The organism is Alistipes sp. AF14-19 (assembly GCF_003461645.1).
Lineage (GTDB): Bacteria > Bacteroidota > Bacteroidia > Bacteroidales > Rikenellaceae > Alistipes > Alistipes shahii.
Genome location: NZ_QTXM01000022.1, coordinates 26538 through 44704, shown reverse-complemented (window position 1 = coordinate 44704; position 18167 = coordinate 26538). Strand labels below are relative to the sequence as shown.

The window sequence follows — 18167 nt, the reverse complement described above, 5'->3', positions numbered from 1 at the left end:
TCACGTTTCTATGAATAATAGAGCGAAAGAAACGAGGTAACGATTTGGAAACCAAAACCTCGTTTAACATTACCTTATTCTACTTTTTTTCTAAAACAAAGGTACTGAAGAAAAGTGTATAATTATTTGATTATCTTTTGCTTTACACTTTTTTATACCTCTGTTTTTTATCCCCGGAAATTCGCACGCATTACGGGGATGTTCCGTTATTTCAGGGCCGTGTCGTTCAGTTTCCGGCCGGCGTCTGCCCGACGACCTCGACCCATTCGCCCTTCCGGAGCGCCCGCACCGAGTTGTCGTACATCGCCTCGCAGCAGACCGAGGGGAGGTAGTAGCGGCCCTTGTAGGTCGCCGTGAGTTTGATCGGGATCTCCTTGCTTTCGCCGCTCCGGAGGTCGAAGTAGCTCAAAACCCGGTCGTCGCGGATGTCCTGGTAGGTGACCGTCGAAAGGTCCCGTTCGGAGGTGATCTCCCAGCCTGCCGGGACGATGTGCGTCAGGGCCAGGTCGGCGTAACGCTCGTAGCCGCTGGTGTTCGTGACCGTCACCACGGCGTAGAAGTCCGTCGACACGGCGACCGACCGCGGGTCGAGCGGCGCGCCGTTCATGTCCCGGTAGCGGACGTCGATCTTCAGGCCGCTTGCGGCTTCCGCCTCCTCGCCCTTGCCGGGCGTGTAGCTCTGGCTCACGACCAGATGGAGGCTGCCCGTACCGGTGTTCTTCACTTCGGTTGGGGCGGTGAGCGGCATGGAGGCGATCGACTTGGCGCTTCGGATCGGTTCCCGGCCGATCCGGGCGTCGATCCCCGTCTGTCCCGTGGAGGCGAAATTCGCCAGCGTGTTGAGCATCCAGGCCGTCGACTGCGTACTTAACCACTTGTCCTTCTTCAGGATGTCGGACATTTTGAGCGTCGTGCGGAACGCCGCTTCGCGCTGTCCGAGCAGCGTCTGCGTCATCAGCACGATCGCCATCTGCCGTTCGGGACTGTTATAGGTCCCGTCGTAGGGGTCGGCCTTCGGAGCCGCTGTGCCGGCGGTCTGTGCGGTCAGCTCTTCGGCCACCTTCCGGTTGCCGTCGAGGGCGTAGGCTGCGGCTAGCAGCCATCGCGCGTCGCTGCCGGCCTGCGCCGACCTCTCCCGCAGGCGATTCATGGCGCCCCGGTCGGGCGTGCCGGCCAGTGCGAGGACGTATTGTGCGTAGGCCAGCGTCAGCGGATTGTCGAAGGTGTTGCCGCGCAGGTATTTGAGTGCGCGGTCGAGCGTCGTCCGGTCGACGGCGTAGCCGTATTTCGCGGCTTCGGCCATGAAATGGACCGCATAGGCCGTGCCCCATTCCGAAGGCGAGGTTCCGCCGCTCCAGTAGGCGAATGCGCCGTTAGAGAGCTGATAGCCGCCCAGCCGCGACAGGACGCTCTTGATATTGCGGTCGATGTCCTGCAACATCTCTTCGTCGCACTCGGCTATGGAGTGTAGGTAGAGTTGCGGGAAGGCTCCCGAGGTGATCTGTTCGATGCAGCCGTGGGGGTAGCGCACGAGGTATTCGAGGCGGCGCGAAAGGTCGATCGGAGGAATCGACGAAAGCTCCAGACGGGCCGTTCCGGAGGCTTTCAGGGGCTTGACGGAGACCGTTTCGCCCGGCTGGAGGATGTGCTCTTCCGAGGTCGTGACGTAGGGATTCGGCTCCCGCACGTCGATCTCGATCTCCGAGGCGGAGTTGTCGCCGGAAGAGGCCGCCGAGACGCGGACCTTCCCGATTCCGGTCTGCCGGCCCGCCTTGAGCCGGAAGGTGACGACCTGTTCGCCCTCGTCGCCGAGGAAGACGCTCCGGCTCTGCGGCCCGACCACGGAGAACGCTTCGTTCACGCTCACCCGGACGTCGGTTTTACCGACCCCTTTTTCGAGGGCGAAGACCGTGACCGGAAGTTCGATCTCCTCCTCCGTGGAGACCACGCGGGGCAGGGTCGCCTGCACCAGGAGCGGTTTTTTCACGGCGACCTCTTTCGCCGCGGAGCCGAAGGCGCGGCCGTTGGACGCTACGACCATCACGCGCACCGACCCGAAGTAGGGCGGCAGCGCGATCTTGTGGGTGTTGGTCTTCCCGGCGCCCAGCTTCTCGGCGCCGAGGAACCGCACGACGGGTTTGAACCGCTGCGCCCGGAGCGCTCCGGTGTTCGGCTGCTCGGCGTCGCCGCCGATGGCGAACAGCTGCTCGATGCGGCCGCCGTAGGCGCCGATGACATGGTCGAACAGGTCCCACGTGCGGACGCCCAGCGCTTCGGTGGCGTTGAAATAGAGGTAGGGGTCGGGCGTCCTGAAACGCGTCAGCCCCAGCAGTCCCTCGTCGACCAGCGCCAGCACGTAGCTCATCCGCCTGCCGTTCCGCTCGCGGACCCGGATCGTGATTTCCGACTCGGGTTTCACCGATTCGGGCATCTCGACGACGGGCGCAAGGCGCGTGCCGGCGTCCTCGACCGGAAGCCGCAGAACGCCGAACAGCCTGATCGGCGCGTCGTTGAGCGTGTTGCCGTGGGGTTGGACGAGGGTCACCGAGACGTAGACGTTCGGGGCCATGCCCTCCCTGACGGGAATCTCGAAGGAGGTCTGCCGGTCGGTGCATGCTATCCAGCGGCTTTCGCGGACGAAGCTGCCGCTCTCGACGCTCACCAAGGCCCGGGCGCCCGGGGACGAAGGGATGGTGATCTTCGCCTTGTCGCCCGGCACGTATTTGTCCTTGTCGCGGGCGATGGCCAGGCGTGTCGCGGCGTCGGTCACCGAGGAGATGCCGCCCCGGTGATCGGACGACGACACGCAGACGACGCACGTCGCCGAATGCGCCTGCCGCGCGCCCGTCACGCGGATGAGGTAATAGCCGTAATCGCCCGCACTCCAGCGCATCGTGACCTGTCCCGTGCCGTTCGAGAGGGTGGCCCGCAGGGTTTTGTACTGGGCGTTGAGCGCGCTTTTGGCGTAGCGGGCCTGGGAAGCCGCCGACGAGGCGTCCCACCACCAGTAGGAACTCATCCTGTAAACCGTCACGGTCGCCTCCTCCGTGCCCGTCGCGGGGCGGCCCCGGGCGTCGAGCAGGACGAGCCGCAGCGCATGGCCGCGTTTGCTGTCGAGGTACTCCTCGCCCCAGTCGCTTTGTTGGGCGGTTACGCCGATTCCGAAATAGGCGTCGTAGGGCGAGACGGCCGCGATCTGCTGGTCGACGCTGAAATCGCCGCTCTTTTCGAAGACCTTGACGGTGAATTTGCCGTTCAGCATCCCCGGACTCAACCCTTCCAGCGAGGAGAGCCGGTCGGTGGTCAGTTGCAGCGCGCCGTCGGTGCCGGTCGTGCCGGAGACGATCTCCCGCTCCTCGGGGGCGAACTGCTTCGTGGCGTCGTCGAACGAATAGTCGGGGTAACCCTTGAAGCGCGTCGGAATCTGCGACAGCTGCGCCTGGAGCGTGACTTTCGATCCTGCGGCCGGTGCGCCGTGCAGCCACCGGGCCGTCAGCCGGCCGGTGAACTCCTTCGCGTCGACGGTCTGTCCGTCGCCGAGGCGCATCTCGATCTTCATCCGGTTGGGCTTGACGGCGTCCACGCGGATGTTTTTCTCGAACGTCGCGCCGCCGAAGGTCGCTTTCGCGCGCCAGATTCCCGTGGGGGAGGCGGGCGTCGTCCGTAATTTGAACGTATGGATTCCGTCCGTGGAACCGCTGCTGACCGCCGACTGCACCAACTGCCCGTTGGGGTTGTAGAACTCCAGCGACGCCGGGTGGTTCTCCGGCAGCGGGTTGTCCGAGGCGACGATCAGCGTGAGGTAAATTTCGTCGCCCGGGCGCCAGACGCCCCGTTCGCCGAACAGATAGCCCTTTATCCCCTTCGTGTCGGTCGTGCCGCCCACGTCGAAATTGCTCAACGAAAGCGCCGCGCCCCGCTCCACCCGGACGAAGGCCGCGTCGCCGTTAGCCTCGGCCAGCACCGTGTAGGGTTCGTCCCCGCATTTCAGCACGGCGCGTCCTTCGGAGTCGGTGACGGCTTCGGCCAGCTGCTGGTTCTGGCGGTCGTAGGCCCGGACCTTGCAGCTGCCTTTCGGGCGCGCCGAGACCAGGTCGGTGGTGTAGACGATCAGCTCCCCGTCGCCGCTGCTCTTGCAGATGATGCCGATGTCGGACTGGATGACGACCTTCGACCGCTCGGCGTAGGTCCGGTAGTCGCCGAAATAGTAGTCGTAATCGTTGCTCTCGACCGGAATCAGCGGGTCGACGCCCTTGATTTCGAGCAGGTACATCGACTTCCGGCTGTCGGTGATCAGGCGGCTGAGGTCGAGCGAGTAGCTGTTGGTGCGGTCGAGCCGCGTCGAGGCCTTGTCTCCGAGGTCGATGGTCGTGTCGCGGACGATGCGGGAGACGTACTCCATGTCGGAGAAATAGGTGTCGCCGTAGTAGTTCCGCTGGAAGAATTGCAGCAGGTTGTTGGCGAAGATCTTCCGCACGCGCACCCGCGCCCGGGCGAAGTTCACCGATTCGAACAGCAGGCTCATGCGGTTGGACGAGGGCAGGATGGAGCCTTTGCCCGTGAAGCGGATCGCGGGGGCCTGCGAGGGCAGCGCCGCGGTGAAGGTGTAGCTTTCGTCGAGCCGGCGCCCCGCCTTGTTCTGCACCTCGCGGCTGATTTCGACCTCGTAGTTCCCCGTGAGTTGCGTTTCGGGGTAGATGTAGAGGCGGTTCCGGTCGACCGAGGTCCGGAATTTCGGGTCGAAACGGATCAGGTTCCTGAAATCCTGGTTGGGTTTGAGCGGCTCGGAGAAGGTGACGACCACGGCCAGCGGCTCGGTCTGCACGGTGTGGTCCAGTACGATGTATTCGCCCTTGCGGGGGACCTCCATCTCGACGTTCCGCTTCGGGTCGAGGTCGAAGTCGAGGGTCAGCTTGTAGCTTTCGTCGCTGCGGGTCGGGATGTTTTCGACCCGGTATTTGTGGACCGTGCCGTCCTCCGAATGGGTCCAGGTCACTTCGGGTTTCAGAAGTCCCTTGATCTTGAGCCGCTGCTCCACGTAGTCGTCGGCGGCGTAATCCGACGAGACCGTTTCGCCGACCAGCACGTAGTATTTCAGGTCGTCGCTCTGCTGCAACCAGCAGGGGTTGTAGGAGAAACGCAGTTTCGGCGTCGAGAATTCGAACTCGGCGACGCCTTTGGCCTTTCCGCCGGTGAGTTTCGATGCGTCGAGCGCCACCTTGTAGCGGGTGTCGCTCTTCAGGGGCGATTTCGGGACGATGCGCAGCGTCCGCACGCCCAGCCGGGAAACTTCGACGTCGGCCGACGGGGTGAACGATACGGCGTCCTCCAGGTCGTCTTCGGCCAGTTCGACGCCCTCGCGCAGGGTCACCTGAACCGGCATCCGGACGCCCGACAGTCCGTTGGTCGACGACTCGACGATGTCGCTCGCCGGGCGGCTGCATGCGGCGGACAGCAGGACGATGAGGGCAAACAATGCGGCGCGGAATGGTTTCATGGTGCGTTTTTTTAGGTAACTTTGCGTTGGATACGGCGGGGTGCGCATATCTTTCACCAAAGATATATAAAATATGTCAAAAATGATGTCGAAAAAAAGAATCTGCCTCCTCGCGGTCGGGCTTACCCTGCTGCTCGCCGCGGGCTTTTTCCTCGCCCTGCCGCGGACGCTCTTCGACGAGCCGTTCTCCGCGACGGTGTGGAGCCGCGACGGGCGGCTTCTTTCGGCGAAGGTCGCCCCCGACGGGCAGTGGCGGTTCTTTCCGACGGACAGCGTGCCCGGGAAGTTCCGCACCGCAATCACGACCTACGAGGACAAGCGTTTCGACCGTCATTTCGGAGTCGATCCGCTGGCGCTGGCGCGCGCCGTGGGGCAGAACCTCGCGGCGGGGCGGATCGAGAGCGGCGCCAGCACGCTCACGATGCAGACCATCCGTTTGAGCCGCGGCGGGAAGCCCCGGACCTTTGGCGAAAAGTTCGTCGAAGCGGTGCTGGCGCTGCGGCTCGAAATGCGGTGCAGTAAGGAGGAGATCCTGGCCCTGTATGCCGCCCATGCGCCCTTCGGCGGCAATGTCGTGGGGCTGGAGAGCGCTTCGTGGTACTATTTCGGCCGCAGCGCGCGGGACCTTTCGTGGGCCGAAAGCACCCTGCTCGCCGTGCTGCCCAACGCGCCTTCGCTGATCCACATGAAGCGCAACCGCGAACGGCTGCGCGAGAAGCGCGACAGGCTGCTCGACCGCATCCGGAGCGGCGGGCACATCGACTCCCTGACGTGCGCCCTGGCCAAGCTGGAACCGCTGCCCGAAGCTCCCGAACCGATGCCGATGGAGGCGATGCACCTGCTGGGCAAGATGCGCACGGGGGCGCTGCGCTCGACGCTCGACGCCGACCTTCAGGGGCGGGTGAACGCCTTGGCGCGGCGTTACAACGCGCAGTACCGGGGCAACCGGATCAACAACCTGGCCGTCGTGGTGATGGACGTGCGGAGCGGGGAGGTGCTGGCCTATGCCGGCAACGTCTACGACCCCGGGGACCGGAGTGCGGGAACCGGTGTCGACGTCATCCCCGCGCGGCGCAGCAGCGGCAGCGTGCTCAAACCGATCCTCTACGCCGGGATGCTCGACGACGGCACGGCGCTTCCGACGATGCTTTTCCCCGACGTGCCGACCTATTACAGGGATTTCACGCCGCAGAACTACAACCGCACGTTCGACGGCGCGGTTCCCGCCGACCGGGTGGTCGAGTGTTCGCTCAACGTCCCGTCGGTGCGGATGCTCGACAAATACGGCCGGGAGAATTTTCTGTCGCTGGTGCAGGGGCTGGGTTTCCGCACGATCGACCGCAGCGCCGACCATTACGGGCTGTCGCTGATCCTGGGCGGCGCGGAGATCACGCTGTGGGACCTCACGGCCGCCTATATGCTGATGGCGGCCAAACTCGGCGGGCAGGAGACGATCCGCCGGCCGCACTACGACGCGTCGTCGGCCGAGACCGTTGCGGCCGGCGACATTCCCCTCTCGCGGGGTGCGCTGTGGCTGATGTTCGAGGCGATCAGCCGCGTCACGCGCCCCGAGGAGGAGGGCGAGTGGCAGTATTTCGCCTCGTCGAAGAAGATCGGCTGGAAGACCGGGACGAGCTACGGCAACCGCGACGCATGGGCCGTCGGGGCGACGCCCGACTACGCCGTGGGCGTCTGGGTCGGGAACTGTTCGGGCGAAGGGCGGCCGCTGATGACGGGCGTGGGGTACGCTGCGCCCGTCCTGTTCGAGGTGTTTGGCCTGCTGCCCGGGAGCGAGTGGTTCGCAGAGCCTTACGATGACCTGGAACCCGCCGTGGTCTGCCGCCAGAGCGGATTTCTGGCCTCGCAGGTGTGCCCCGACCGCGATACGCTGATGATTCCGCGGACCGCCGCCCCGGGCGAGGTCTGCCCCTATCACCGGATCGTCAATTTGAGTCCCGACCTGAAATACCGCGTGACGACCGACTGCTGCGATCCGGCCCGTATCGTCCGCAGGCCGATGTTCATTCTGCCGCCCGCGCAGGAGTGGTACTACCGGAGACAGCATCCGGACTACCGCCCGCTGCCGCCGCTGCACCCCGGCCTGTCGGGCCGCGGGGCGGGAAACGACCCCATCGAGATCATCTATCCGCAGCCGGGGCGCGTGCTGGTGGCCCCGAAGTCGCTCGAAGGCCGGCAGCAGAGCCTTGTCTTCACGGCCGTGCACCGCGACCGCAACGCCGTGCTGTTCTGGCATCTCGACGACCGGTATCTCGGCGCGACCTCGCTGGAGCACAAACTTTCGGTCCGGCCCGCTCCCGGGCGTCACCGCCTGACGGTGATCGACGAGCACGGGGCCTCCCGAAGCGTCGCGTTCAGCTGCCGGTAGGGCGGATTTCCGGCGCAGGGCGTCTTCGCCTGACGGATGCTCGCAGACAATCCGGCGTTCCGGGTCCGACGGAAAACGCCGCAGCAAGGGATGATCCCCTGCGGCGGCGTTCGTGTGTTTCCACCGGGGCGGGCGTTATTTCACCCCGAAGCGGTAGATGCAGACCTGCGTGTATTCTTCGCCCGGACGCAGTACGGTCGAGGGGAAGTTGTCGTGGTTGGGGCTGTCGGGATACTTCTGCGTTTCGAGCGCCAGCGATTCGCGGTAGCGCAGCGGTTTGCCGTATTTGCCGTTCGCTTTGCCGTCGAAGAAGTTGCCGCTGTAGAACTGCATGGCGGGCTGGTCGGTCAGCACCTCGATCGTGCGGCCCGAAGCGGGTTCCCAGACCGTGGCTGCCGGCTCGATGCCGTCCGCGGTCTTGCGGTCGAGGACCCAGTTGTGGTCGTAGCCCGCGCCGTTGCGCAGCTGCTCGTTGTCGGCGCCGATGCGCTCGCCGATGGCGTGCGGCTGGCGGAAGTCGAAGGGCGTGCCCGTGACGTCGGCGATCTCTCCGGTGGGGATCAGCACCGAGTCGACCGGCGTGGTGTGGCTGGCGTTGATGGTCATGACGTGGTCGAGGATCGTGCCGTTACCCTCGCCCTTGAGGTTGAAGAAGGGGTGGTGCGAGAGATTCACCACGGTCGGCTTGTCGGTCGTGGCGCTGTAGTCGATCCGGAATTCGTTTTCGGGCGTGAGCGAGTAGGTCATCTCGATTTGCAGGTTGCCCGGAAAACCCTCCTGTCCGTCGGCGTGGAGGTACTTCATCACCAGCTGGTCTTCCGAGGCCGAAACCACGTCCCAGACCACGCGGTCCAGGCCGTCGATTCCGCCGTGGAGCGTCTGGCCGTTGTTGTTGATCGGCAGGTTGTACTCCGTGCCGTCGAGCGTGAAGCTGCCCTTGGCGATGCGGTTGGCGTAGGGTCCCACGACCGCGCCGAGGAAGCGTTCGCCGTCATTGTTGATGTAACGGTCGATCGTCTCGTAGCCGAGCACGATGTCTTCGTAGTCGCCCGCGCGGTCGGGAGTCCAGAGCGACACGACGCGGGCGCCGTAGTTGGTGACCTGCATGGTCACGTCGCCCGCGCGGAGCGTGTAGATTCCGACGGGTTTGCCGTCCGCTTCCGTCTGGAAGGCTTCGTTGCTGAAGAGGGTGATTTTCGGCTCCTGGCTTCCGCAGGCGGCCAGCAGCAGGGCGCATAATGCGATGAAATTTCTTTTCATGGGTCGGTTTTTTGGGTTCTTGTCTGCAAAGTTAATTATTCCGTGCGTTTTGTGGCCGGGCTTTGCCGGGAATTTTCCGCCGAACGGCATTTCCGTGTCGGGATTGCCGCGATTTTAGCGCCGACGGCGGGCGTTTTCCGACGGCGGGCGTCACTGTTTCCCGAAGCCGAGCGCCTGCGCCGATACATCATCCGCTACGACACGATCCGTCCCGCGCATCCCGAACTGCCCTACGGGCAGGGCAAGGAGGGCTTCAAGGCCCCTGCGGAGAGGCGCGTGACCAAACCCTGAAAACCGGGCTCTCCGCAGATAGCGGCAGGAGCGGGAGCATTTTTTGGAAGAACAGCGCTCCCGCACTCTTATCCGGATGATTTCCCGTCCTGATTCTGCCGGATGAAATCCTTCGGGCGCATGCCGAACTGCTTCGTGAAACATTTGGCGAACCACGACATGCTGCTGAATCCGGTCAGGTAGCAGACCTCGCTGATCCGGTATTCGCCGCTGCGGAGCAGCTGCGCGGCCGTTTTCAGCCGTACCAACTGGATGTATTCGTTGGGCGAGACGCCCGTCAGCCCTTTCAGCTTCCGTTGCAGGCTGGAACGGCTCAAGGCCATTTTCTCGGTGAGCAGGTCCACGGAGAGCGTCTCGCAGGTGAGGTTCTCGCGGACGATGCCCGTCAGCTTGTCCAGCCACTGCCGGTCGTTGCGGCCCATATCGTCTTTCTCGTACTGGAATCCGGGCCGCGACGCGAAGTGGTGGAAGGCCCGTTTCCGGTTTTCGAGCAGGCTCTCCACCGTCGCCTTGACGTAACCCAGCGAGAAGGGTTTTTCGATATAGACGTCGGCCCCGTATTCCAGTCCCTTGATCTTCGAGTCCACGGAGTCGACCACCGAGAGCAGGATGAACGGGATGTGGCACAGCATTTCGTCGTTACGGACCTTCATCAACAGGTCGAAACCGTCCATTTCGGGCATCAGGGCGTCGCTGATGATCAGGTCGCAGGCCTGTTGTTCGAGGATGGCGAGGGCTTCGGCGCCGTTTTTCGCCGAAAGGACGCCGTAGGTGTCCTCGAAATTCTTGACCAGAAACTCTCGCAGGTCGGGAGTGTCCTCCACGACCATGATGTGGAAGGGTTTCGTCTCCGGCTGCCGGCCTTCCGGGTTATCGGCCGGTTCGGGGGTGTGTACCCCCCCCCTTCGCAGACCTGGAGACTTGGTCTCCTTATAGGTTCCCCAGCGCACTTCGTCGAAGAAGTTCACCGCCTCGACCGGAAATTCCACGCGGCGCTCGTAGCGTACGGCCTCGCGCATGGCGTCGAGGTCGCCGATCGTGATGCCCGGTATGTGGGCGCGGGCGCGCACCTGGTCGATGAGGTTCTTCGCCGGGGTGAACTCATTCAGCTCGATCAGCGCCTCGGCCCATTGCAGGATGACGTCGGTGTAGCGGATGAGCGGGAAGTCCGTGTAGCAGCGCTGCCGGTCGATCAGTTCGCCCTTGAGGAAACGCACGTACTTGCGGTAGCAGTAGTAGGCCGAGGTGCGCTTGTCGAGCCAGAAGTCGCCGCCGCTGGTTCCTTGCAGGTAGAGCGGCCAGCGGAGCTGCTTGCCGATCATGTTCTCGTTGCCGTTGAGTCCCGCCGTGAAGCAGTCCACCGGTTCGTAGGGGGTGACGATCGTCTGCTTGAGCCGCGGGTCGCGCTTGTCGTAGGCGGCCTTGATCCGGGCCTCGTTGCCGTTGTCGAGGTAGTAGCGGTCGAAGATGTCCTGTCCGCAGATGCCGATCGCTTGGGTCTTCTGCGACGCCAGTTTCGCGTTGCTTTTCAGCCCGTCGCAGCAGAAGAACACGGCCCTCTGTCTAGGCGTCAGCTGGTCCCAGTTCTCAAGCCCGGCCACCTAGCTCCATTTGAATTCCGTGCCGTCGTCGGGAAGCCGCTCCAACAGCATGCCGGCGATGTTCTCGGCCTGGTTGAGGTAACATTCGTAGCCGCTCAGGCGGAACATCATCGTGTAGCCGTAGAGCGCCCAGGCCTGTCCCCGCGCCCAGGCGGATTCGTCGCTGAAGCCCTGCACGGTCTCCTTCCGGCGGACGCGGCCGTCGGCGGGGTCGTAGTCCACCAGGTGATAGCTCGTGAAGTCGGGCCGGAAATGGTTGCAGAGGGTCGTGTTGGCGTGCGTCACCGCGACGCTCTTCAGGGTGTCGTCCCCGAAGAGCAGGCCCGCGTTGTAGAGGTGTTCGAGGTTCATCATGTTGTCGATGATCACCGGGTATTTCCAGTCGCGGCCCTTGCGCACGAAGTCCCAGCTGCGGATGACGCCCGTCACGGGCGAGAACCTTCCGGCGAGGACCCGCGCCGAGGTGTGGATGGGTTCGAGGTATTTCTGCTCGCCGGTGATCCGGTAGGCGTTGCCGAAACTGCAATTCATCTGGAATCCCAGGTCGTGGTCCGTGCCTTTCTGTTTGAGGGGATAGAGTTTGAAGGTGTTTTTTTCGGCCAGTTCGCGGAATGTCTTGTCGCCGGTATACTCATATATATACCAGAGCGAGCCGGGATAGAATCCGCTGCACCACCAGCGGATGTTGGAAGGGATGAATTTTCCGTCGGAGGCCACCGATCTCGGAAGCGTCTCGTCGGTCAGCCGGCCTTCGAGCTGTTCGTACTGGGCCGCGGCTACGGCGAAGACGCGATCGGTCAGTTCCGGCATTGTCTCCCGGGGAGTGCATCCCGCGAGAAGAAGGGTCGACAGCAATGCTGTGCGATAGGTTCGGGTTCTCATGTCAGACAGTAGTTTTTTCGGGTGGTTTTTCCGTCATTCAAAATTAGATTTTGTATTCTTCCGCGAAGGATTCGATCCGGTCAAAGGGGAGTAGAATCCGGTCGAAGTAGCTTCTCCGTGGCGTCGTCGGGGGATATTTGGTTTAAAAAGACTTATATTTGTCATGCCGCTTTCCGCGTCGGGTCCCTCTCTTCGGAACGGCGGTGTTTCACAAGTTTCTGGTAACTGTTATGAATGGTTTACGTACGGCCTTTCTGGCACACCCTTTTTTCGGACACAACTTTTGTGATTAGGGAAAATAGTTGATTGACAACGAGTTAGTAAATGACACAAGTACGGATTTATCCGTATAAACATTATTTCGCTAAGGAAACTACTCTTTTCATGTAGGTTTCTATGTAGGTTAATTAATACCAATTGATTCCTACTAATGCGAATTAATAATAAGTCATTAACTAACTCGTTATCAGTCTATGTACACGATTAACATCAGGGGTAAGCAGAACCCGAAAGACACCAAGATGGTCAAGCTGGAGATAATTTTCTTCAAGACCGGTTACGCCCGTGTGCCGAAGGTTATAAACATCACAGGGCTATTAAAAGACTGGGATGTCAAGTCTCAGAGTTTCCGTGTAGGGAGTGCGGAGGCCACTACCAAGAACAAACTGCTTTTCGATTTGCGAACCAAATATCTGCATGTCGCCGATACCTGGGAGATGGAAGGCAGGAACTGGTCGCCCGTCCAGCTATCACATTGCTTCGATGAAATCAAGGCGGCCAAACCCGAGGTCAAAGTAAAGAGTGTCCAGCAGATGATCGATTATCTTGAAGAGACATTCAAAAACAAGAAACGCATCAAGAACGGTCAGATTGTCGACAGCACGACCAATGCTAAACGGTATGTCTATCTCAAGCGTGAACTGCAGGCGTTTACAAAGGAAAAATATGAAAAAGCCTTTTCCTCTTATTTCTTTACGGATATTACAGAAGAGTTTCTTCTTGACTTTGCGTTTTGGCTTAAAGAAAGAGGTATCAGAAATGGCAACAAGGCCGGACTTACACACAAACTAAGGTTGCTCCGTGCCGTATGCAGGCAGGCAGAAAAGAAAGAGATGTACGGGGTGAATATGGATAACTTCCTCTGTCTCGGTGATGATATTAATTGGCCGGAAACCACTTCAAGAGCAGTTCCGGAAACAGTCATAGCTAAAATCGCAAATGTTGACCGTACCTTGTTTACGAAAAAAGAGCAGTTGCATCTTGATTTGTTCCTGTTCAGCTACTATACCGGAGGTATGGCGAATGTCGATGTATGTAACCTGACATGGGATTTGGTCCAGGAAGACCGCATCGTCTATGAACGTATCAAGTTTCCCAAAACAGCCAAACCGGAATTACTCAGTAAAGCAAAAGCCATCATGAATAAATACCGTGGGCAAAGTTATGGAAATTATGTATTTCCTGTTTTTACTCATAAACACACGACCACTTCCAAGAAGACTACACGTGTCAAGCAAATTTCCACACGCCTTTCACAAACCTTGACGAAAGCATGCAAGATGCTGCGCATTAAAGAAAACATCACATGGTATTCCGCCCGTGGCTCTTTCATATCGAAGATGGTAGATGCCGGTAATAATCCGTATGTGGTTGCAGAGATGGCTGGTAACAGCCCATTGACCATCTATAAGCATTACTACAAGAATACAAAGCGGGAAGAAATCAAGCGGCAGATGGAAGAAATGTTCTGACCAGACATATCCATAAAGTTGTAAACACCTTGACAATTTCTCTGATGGATAAATCATACGGTGTAATGGCTGTTAAAAGTCATTGATTACCAATGTGATATTTGCAATATTGACAAAATCGCTCTTATTCTCGATTATTTTCATTACCTTTGTGGTCAATAACTTAAATAGAATTTATATGAAAGAATTGGTTTCAAAAATACAGGAAGTATATGCTACATTCTCCACGGATGCGGCACTTCAGATTGAAAAAGGCAACAAGGCCGCAGGGACCCGTGCCCGTAAGACTTCGTTGGAACTGGAAAAACTGATGAAAGAGTTTCGTAAGGTTTCCTTGGAAGAGTCTAAGAAATAACCTTTACACGTCCGGTCGTTATCACATAATGGCCGGTTCTTCTGCAGATGCGGCATAAAAACCATATTGGCAGAACGACATAATAAAATACGGAAAGCGTTAGCTTTTGTCATGCACCGAAATCTGGTAAATTTCACTTATCCGCAGGACAAACAGTTTTCGCCTATGCTTTTGCGTGGGCTTAACTTGTTTGCGGATAGGTTTACCAGAACCTCGGTGCTACGGGTTATGTCCCACGCTTTTTGGTCTTGGTACATTGAATGCTTGACGGGACTCAAGCCAAATACGGAGATATTATGAACGACATGAATCTGATGGATGAACTTTTGAAAATTCCTGCTGATGCAACTGCCGCCACCGTACAAGGCATAGAAATGCTTCTTATCGATGAAAACAAGGCGGGGGCTTTATTGGAGTCGGATCCTAATGACAACACCATCCACGAATGCCTTTTAAGCAACGGCCGTTTCCTGTTCCAATCGGACAATGCCAACCTCGTTGCCCTGTATAAAGTAACAGGAGCATCTGAATAACGCTCCTGTTGCATATAATCACCTTATTTGTCTGATTTCATCCTTCCTGCAAAGGCTTTTGACGGCTTGAATGCCGGGATATTGTGGGCAGGCACTATCACCGTGGTATTCCTGCTTATGTTGCGTGCTGTCTTTTCCGCACGGTGCTTGATGATGAAACTGCCGAAGCCGCGAAGATAAACCTCCTCGCCGTTTATCATGGAAGACTTTACGCTATCCATGAATCCTTCGACAACTTGTAACACGACCTGCTTCTCCAGACCGGTCTGCGTTGCTATTTCCCTGACGATATCCGCTTTTGTCATATTAACTCTTGATTAAATACTGTCAATCCGTTCACAAAGATACATCATTTCCTGAAATATCCTCCTTTTACAAACACATATAATAAACATTAGCCGGCGTCCGTCTCTACTCTTTCGATACAAATAGTATCGAAGTATGAAGCTGACACTCAACCGCAAATTCAAAGGTCAGACCTATACCATAGGTGACCTGTCCATCGACGGCAAATTTTTCTGTAATACCATCGAAGATGCCGTGAGGGAACTTCCGGCAACCTGTCCGGATACTCCTCGCGGCCGTTCCTGTACCTGCAAGGAAAAGGTCTATGCCAAGACTGCCATTCCTGCCGGGACTTATAAAGTCACTCTTCAGTACAGTCCCAGGTACAAGAAGAAAATGCCATATCTGCATGATGTGCCGCATTTCCTCGGCATCCTGATCCATTCCGGCAATACCGAAGTCGATTCCGCCGGCTGTATCATCGTGGGAAAGAATACGGTCAAGGGAAAAGTTTTGGAATCCCGTACTACATTCCAAAAACTGTATGCTATACTCGAGTCCGAAAGGGACATAACCATTCAGATTGTATAAATCTAATGGCGGTCAACAGGCTCAAACCACCCAGAAACCTGCGCATCGAGTTCAAACCGTCCCCACGGCAGTATGAACTCTGGAAACTGTTGCAACCGAACTATTGTCCCCATTGTGGCGGGGAGATCGAGCAAATCCTTATCGGCTATGACCAGCAAGGCAACCCTCAGTACAGGCCCCAATGCAGGCATTGCAAGTCGCAGAACCTGCCGCAGCTGATACTGGGAGGCGGAGCGGCCGGCGGCGGAAAATCGTATATCGGCAGCGTTTGGCTGGTGTCTTCATGTATCCGGTTCGAGAATATCCGTGCGGTGGTGGCCCGTAAGACACTCAAGTCGTTGAAGGAATCGACATGGAATACCATCAAGTCGATTCTGAAGGATTGGGGACTGAAAGAGGATACAAACTACAAGATAAACAACCTCGAAGGCACGCTCACATTCTGGAATGACTCGGTCATCATCATGAAGGAGATGGCGGATATCCCCAGCGACCCCAACTTCGAGCGTTTCGGCTCTTCGGAATACACCATCGCCATGGTGGACGAGGTGTCGGAAATCTCGGAGCGGGCCGTCGAAGTGCTGTTCTCCCGTCTCCGCTGGAGAACCCATGAGACATTCAAGACTCCGAGAATGCTGCTCACCACCAATCCGACGATTAACTGGGTGCGTTCCCGCTTCGTGCAGGACGAAAACGGAGACAAGGTCATCTGCCGCGAGGGTGAAGCGTATATACCTTTTTCCGTGTTTGACAACCCGAATATCGCTTTCCGTCAGGTGTACGAGGCGGCCCTGAACAAGATCCGGGATCAGGCGACAAAGGAACGCCTGCTCTATGGCAACTGGGATTTCGTGGAAGCCAACGATATGGCGATTTATAACAGTTTCGACGGCTCCCGGCATCTCGTTACCGGACTGAAAGAAAAAGCATACGATCCGACCAAGCCGCTCATCACGGTGTGGGACTTCAATGTTGCCCCCCAAATGTCGGTGCTCTCCGCACAAATAGACTATGAAAACAGGAAGGTCTATATACTGGAAGAGATACTCGGCAAGCCGGAGGAAAAGGAGAACAACACACCTGCGTTGGCACGGAAAGTACGCTTAAAACTTTACCGGGACAAGCATATCGGCGGAGTGGATGTGACCGGTGACCCTTCCGGGTTACAACGCTCCACCACCAACGAGGACGGCATCAACAACTATACCATCATCACGGACACTTTCGGCAGAGGAATCCTGCGACCGAAGGTAAAGCTGTTACGCAAGCAGCCTCCGCAGGCTACACGGTGCGAGTTCGTCAACGAGGTATTCGGGGGCTATGAAGGCTGGGAGATACAAATCGATATCAAATGTCGCAAACTTACCCAGGATCTGATTTACCAGCTTCGTAACGAGGACGGTACCAAGAGCAAACAGAAGACCACCGACCCGAAAACCGGTGTCAAATATGAACGGTACGGGCACTTGTCCGACTGCCTTGACTACCTGCTCTGTTACTACCTGCGCGACAGCTGGTACAAGTTCAAGAGCGGAGGCGACGGGAACGGGTATGTGGTCTCCACATCGGTAATTCAGGAAGGATTTTCATACTAATAACGGAACAAGGATATGTACAGACGGTTTCTCAATAATGACGACTATCTTGGGATAATTACTCCGGAAGCACTAGCACAACTCACGCGGGGCAATGATGCACGATTCATCCAGGCGGAAGAATCGGCGGAGATGAGCATTGTGGAATATTTGTCGGAGAACTACGAGATTGAAAAGGAACTTGCAAAAGGAAAATATATCGCCGAATACGACCGTCGAATTACCTATCCCGTGGGTGTGCATGTCTATTTCGAGGGACAAATCCATGAGGTGACACGCTCCGTCAGCGGCTATCGCAAGCCGGCAACGGCAATCTATTGGGAAGAGTGTTCCGATATCCACGTCGATGCGGGACAAGTTGTAAATTATTCCCAGTTCAACACCTATTATCCGGGTGATAAAGTAAACTACAACGGTGTTGTCTATATTTGCCTTGCCGAAAACGGGTACAAGTTCGATGATATCCGTATCCCGATGGTCGGCGGTTGGATCGAGACGGAAGTCACGTTATGGCAGCCTGTCGAGTATCCTCTGTGGTCAGTCGTTGAATATGAAGGGGCGTTCTATACTTTGATGACGCTTGACTGTTTCGATTGCAATCTTGACCCTATGGTGTCCGACTGTTGGGGAGCCATAGCCGATTACGATTCATCACACAATGCCTACGAATTGTCGGAACACGAATATGTAGTTTATGACGGACGGGTATTTTACCCGGAAACGGATGTGAACGCGGACACGCCGCAAGTCGGTCTAAACCTATCATTACACGATCCACGAAACTACAACCTCAAGAAGCATATGGTTCGATTGGCTATCTACGAGCTCACGAAACTCATTGCCCCGAATAATGTCAGTGTTGTCCGTATGCGCGATTACGAGGACAGCATGAAATGGCTTAATGATGCCGCCAAATTGCGACTTAATCCACAAATCCCCCGTAAAGTCGATGACACGAAAAAGCCGGTTACCGATTGGCAACTGGCTACTTTCCAAACAGATTATGACCCGTATCGAAACCCGTGGCTGACCTAAATAACAGTAAATACCGCTACCGGATTTGTTGTCGTAGTCTTTACCATGAACAAGAAACGAAATTACTGCTTGTTTGTTAGTTCCGTTTCCACAAGAGCCCCCCTG

General features: G+C 57.8%; 13 protein-coding genes. 8 read left to right on the top strand and 5 right to left on the bottom strand.

What is annotated here, in order from left to right:
* Positions 1-226: 226 nt before the first annotated feature.
* Positions 227-5497 carry an MG2 domain-containing protein gene (locus DWW03_RS14415; protein ID WP_118406929.1) on the bottom strand — a complete coding sequence of 1757 codons (5271 nt, stop codon included), beginning with the start codon at positions 5495-5497 and terminating at the stop codon, positions 227-229.
* An 82-nt stretch (positions 5498-5579) separates the two neighbouring features.
* Between DWW03_RS14415 and pbpC the strand changes: the two genes are divergently transcribed.
* Complete coding sequence (pbpC, locus tag DWW03_RS14410) at positions 5580-7883, top strand: penicillin-binding protein 1C (protein ID WP_022061812.1); 2304 nt, start codon at positions 5580-5582, stop codon at positions 7881-7883.
* Positions 7884-8018: 135 nt separating this feature from the next.
* Here the strand turns inward: pbpC and DWW03_RS14405 are convergent, their stop codons facing one another.
* Positions 8019-9143 (bottom strand): aldose epimerase family protein, encoded by a 1125-nt coding sequence (locus tag DWW03_RS14405; protein WP_022061811.1) that lies wholly within the window; start codon positions 9141-9143, stop codon positions 8019-8021.
* Positions 9144-9194: 51 nt separating this feature from the next.
* On the opposite strand from DWW03_RS14405, the gene DWW03_RS14400 reads away from it, so the two are divergent.
* Positions 9195-9434: a hypothetical protein gene (locus DWW03_RS14400; RefSeq protein ID WP_147344325.1), complete on the top strand. Its 240-nt coding sequence runs from the start codon at positions 9195-9197 to the stop codon at positions 9432-9434.
* Between the two features lie 68 nt (positions 9435-9502).
* Here DWW03_RS14400 and DWW03_RS16930 read toward each other — a convergent pair whose 3' ends face one another.
* On the bottom strand, positions 9503-11035 hold the full coding sequence (locus tag DWW03_RS16930) for a RagB/SusD family nutrient uptake outer membrane protein (protein WP_249370377.1): 1533 nt from the start codon (positions 11033-11035) through the stop codon (positions 9503-9505).
* The gene (locus DWW03_RS16925; RefSeq protein WP_229104389.1) at positions 11036-11917 is read right to left on the bottom strand and encodes a glycoside hydrolase family 88 protein; all 882 of its coding nucleotides are present in this window, start codon (positions 11915-11917) and stop codon (positions 11036-11038) included. It abuts the gene before it with no gap.
* Between the two features lie 473 nt (positions 11918-12390).
* Here DWW03_RS16925 and DWW03_RS14385 point away from each other — a divergent pair, with 473 nt between their 5' ends.
* From DWW03_RS14385 to DWW03_RS14375, 3 genes are all read left to right on the top strand, one after another.
* A complete protein-coding gene (locus DWW03_RS14385) occupies positions 12391-13668 on the top strand; it encodes a phage integrase SAM-like domain-containing protein (RefSeq protein WP_004293508.1) in 1278 nt (425 codons plus the stop codon).
* Between the two features lie 178 nt (positions 13669-13846).
* Entirely contained in the window at positions 13847-14023 is a 177-nt protein-coding gene (locus DWW03_RS14380; RefSeq protein WP_004293509.1) for a histone H1, read from the top strand.
* 296 nt (positions 14024-14319) lie between these two features.
* A complete protein-coding gene (locus tag DWW03_RS14375; protein ID WP_008860755.1) occupies positions 14320-14556 on the top strand; it encodes a hypothetical protein in 237 nt (78 codons plus the stop codon).
* 23 nt (positions 14557-14579) lie between these two features.
* Here the strand turns inward: DWW03_RS14375 and DWW03_RS14370 are convergent, their stop codons facing one another.
* Positions 14580-14861: an HU family DNA-binding protein gene (locus DWW03_RS14370; protein ID WP_004293511.1), complete on the bottom strand. Its 282-nt coding sequence runs from the start codon at positions 14859-14861 to the stop codon at positions 14580-14582.
* Positions 14862-14997: 136 nt separating this feature from the next.
* On the opposite strand from DWW03_RS14370, the gene DWW03_RS14365 reads away from it, so the two are divergent.
* From DWW03_RS14365 to DWW03_RS14355, 3 genes are read left to right on the top strand one after another with little or no spacing between them, the layout of a single operon-like run.
* Positions 14998-15432 carry a DUF5675 family protein gene (locus tag DWW03_RS14365; protein ID WP_004293512.1) on the top strand — a complete coding sequence of 145 codons (435 nt, stop codon included), beginning with the start codon at positions 14998-15000 and terminating at the stop codon, positions 15430-15432.
* Between the two features lie 5 nt (positions 15433-15437).
* A complete protein-coding gene (locus DWW03_RS14360) occupies positions 15438-17027 on the top strand; it encodes a phage terminase large subunit (protein WP_004303996.1) in 1590 nt (529 codons plus the stop codon).
* Positions 17028-17042: 15 nt separating this feature from the next.
* Positions 17043-18062, top strand: a complete 1020-nt coding sequence (locus tag DWW03_RS14355; protein WP_117701960.1) for a hypothetical protein — start codon at positions 17043-17045, stop codon at positions 18060-18062.
* The last annotated feature ends 105 nt before the right edge of the window (positions 18063-18167 follow it).

Coding starts and splice junctions, on each gene's coding strand:
- DWW03_RS14415 (WP_118406929.1), bottom strand. CDS start 5,497: ATGAAACCATTCCGCGCCGCATTGTTTGCCCTCATCGTCCTGCTGTCC.
- pbpC (WP_022061812.1), top strand. CDS start 5,580: ATGATGTCGAAAAAAAGAATCTGCCTCCTCGCGGTCGGGCTTACCCTG.
- DWW03_RS14405 (WP_022061811.1), bottom strand. CDS start 9,143: ATGAAAAGAAATTTCATCGCATTATGCGCCCTGCTGCTGGCCGCCTGC.
- DWW03_RS16925 (WP_229104389.1), bottom strand. CDS start 11,917: ATGAGAACCCGAACCTATCGCACAGCATTGCTGTCGACCCTTCTTCTC.
- DWW03_RS14385 (WP_004293508.1), top strand. CDS start 12,391: ATGTACACGATTAACATCAGGGGTAAGCAGAACCCGAAAGACACCAAG.
- DWW03_RS14380 (WP_004293509.1), top strand. CDS start 13,847: ATGAAAGAATTGGTTTCAAAAATACAGGAAGTATATGCTACATTCTCC.
- DWW03_RS14375 (WP_008860755.1), top strand. CDS start 14,320: ATGAACGACATGAATCTGATGGATGAACTTTTGAAAATTCCTGCTGAT.
- DWW03_RS14370 (WP_004293511.1), bottom strand. CDS start 14,861: ATGACAAAAGCGGATATCGTCAGGGAAATAGCAACGCAGACCGGTCTG.
- DWW03_RS14365 (WP_004293512.1), top strand. CDS start 14,998: ATGAAGCTGACACTCAACCGCAAATTCAAAGGTCAGACCTATACCATA.
- DWW03_RS14360 (WP_004303996.1), top strand. CDS start 15,438: ATGGCGGTCAACAGGCTCAAACCACCCAGAAACCTGCGCATCGAGTTC.
- DWW03_RS14355 (WP_117701960.1), top strand. CDS start 17,043: ATGTACAGACGGTTTCTCAATAATGACGACTATCTTGGGATAATTACT.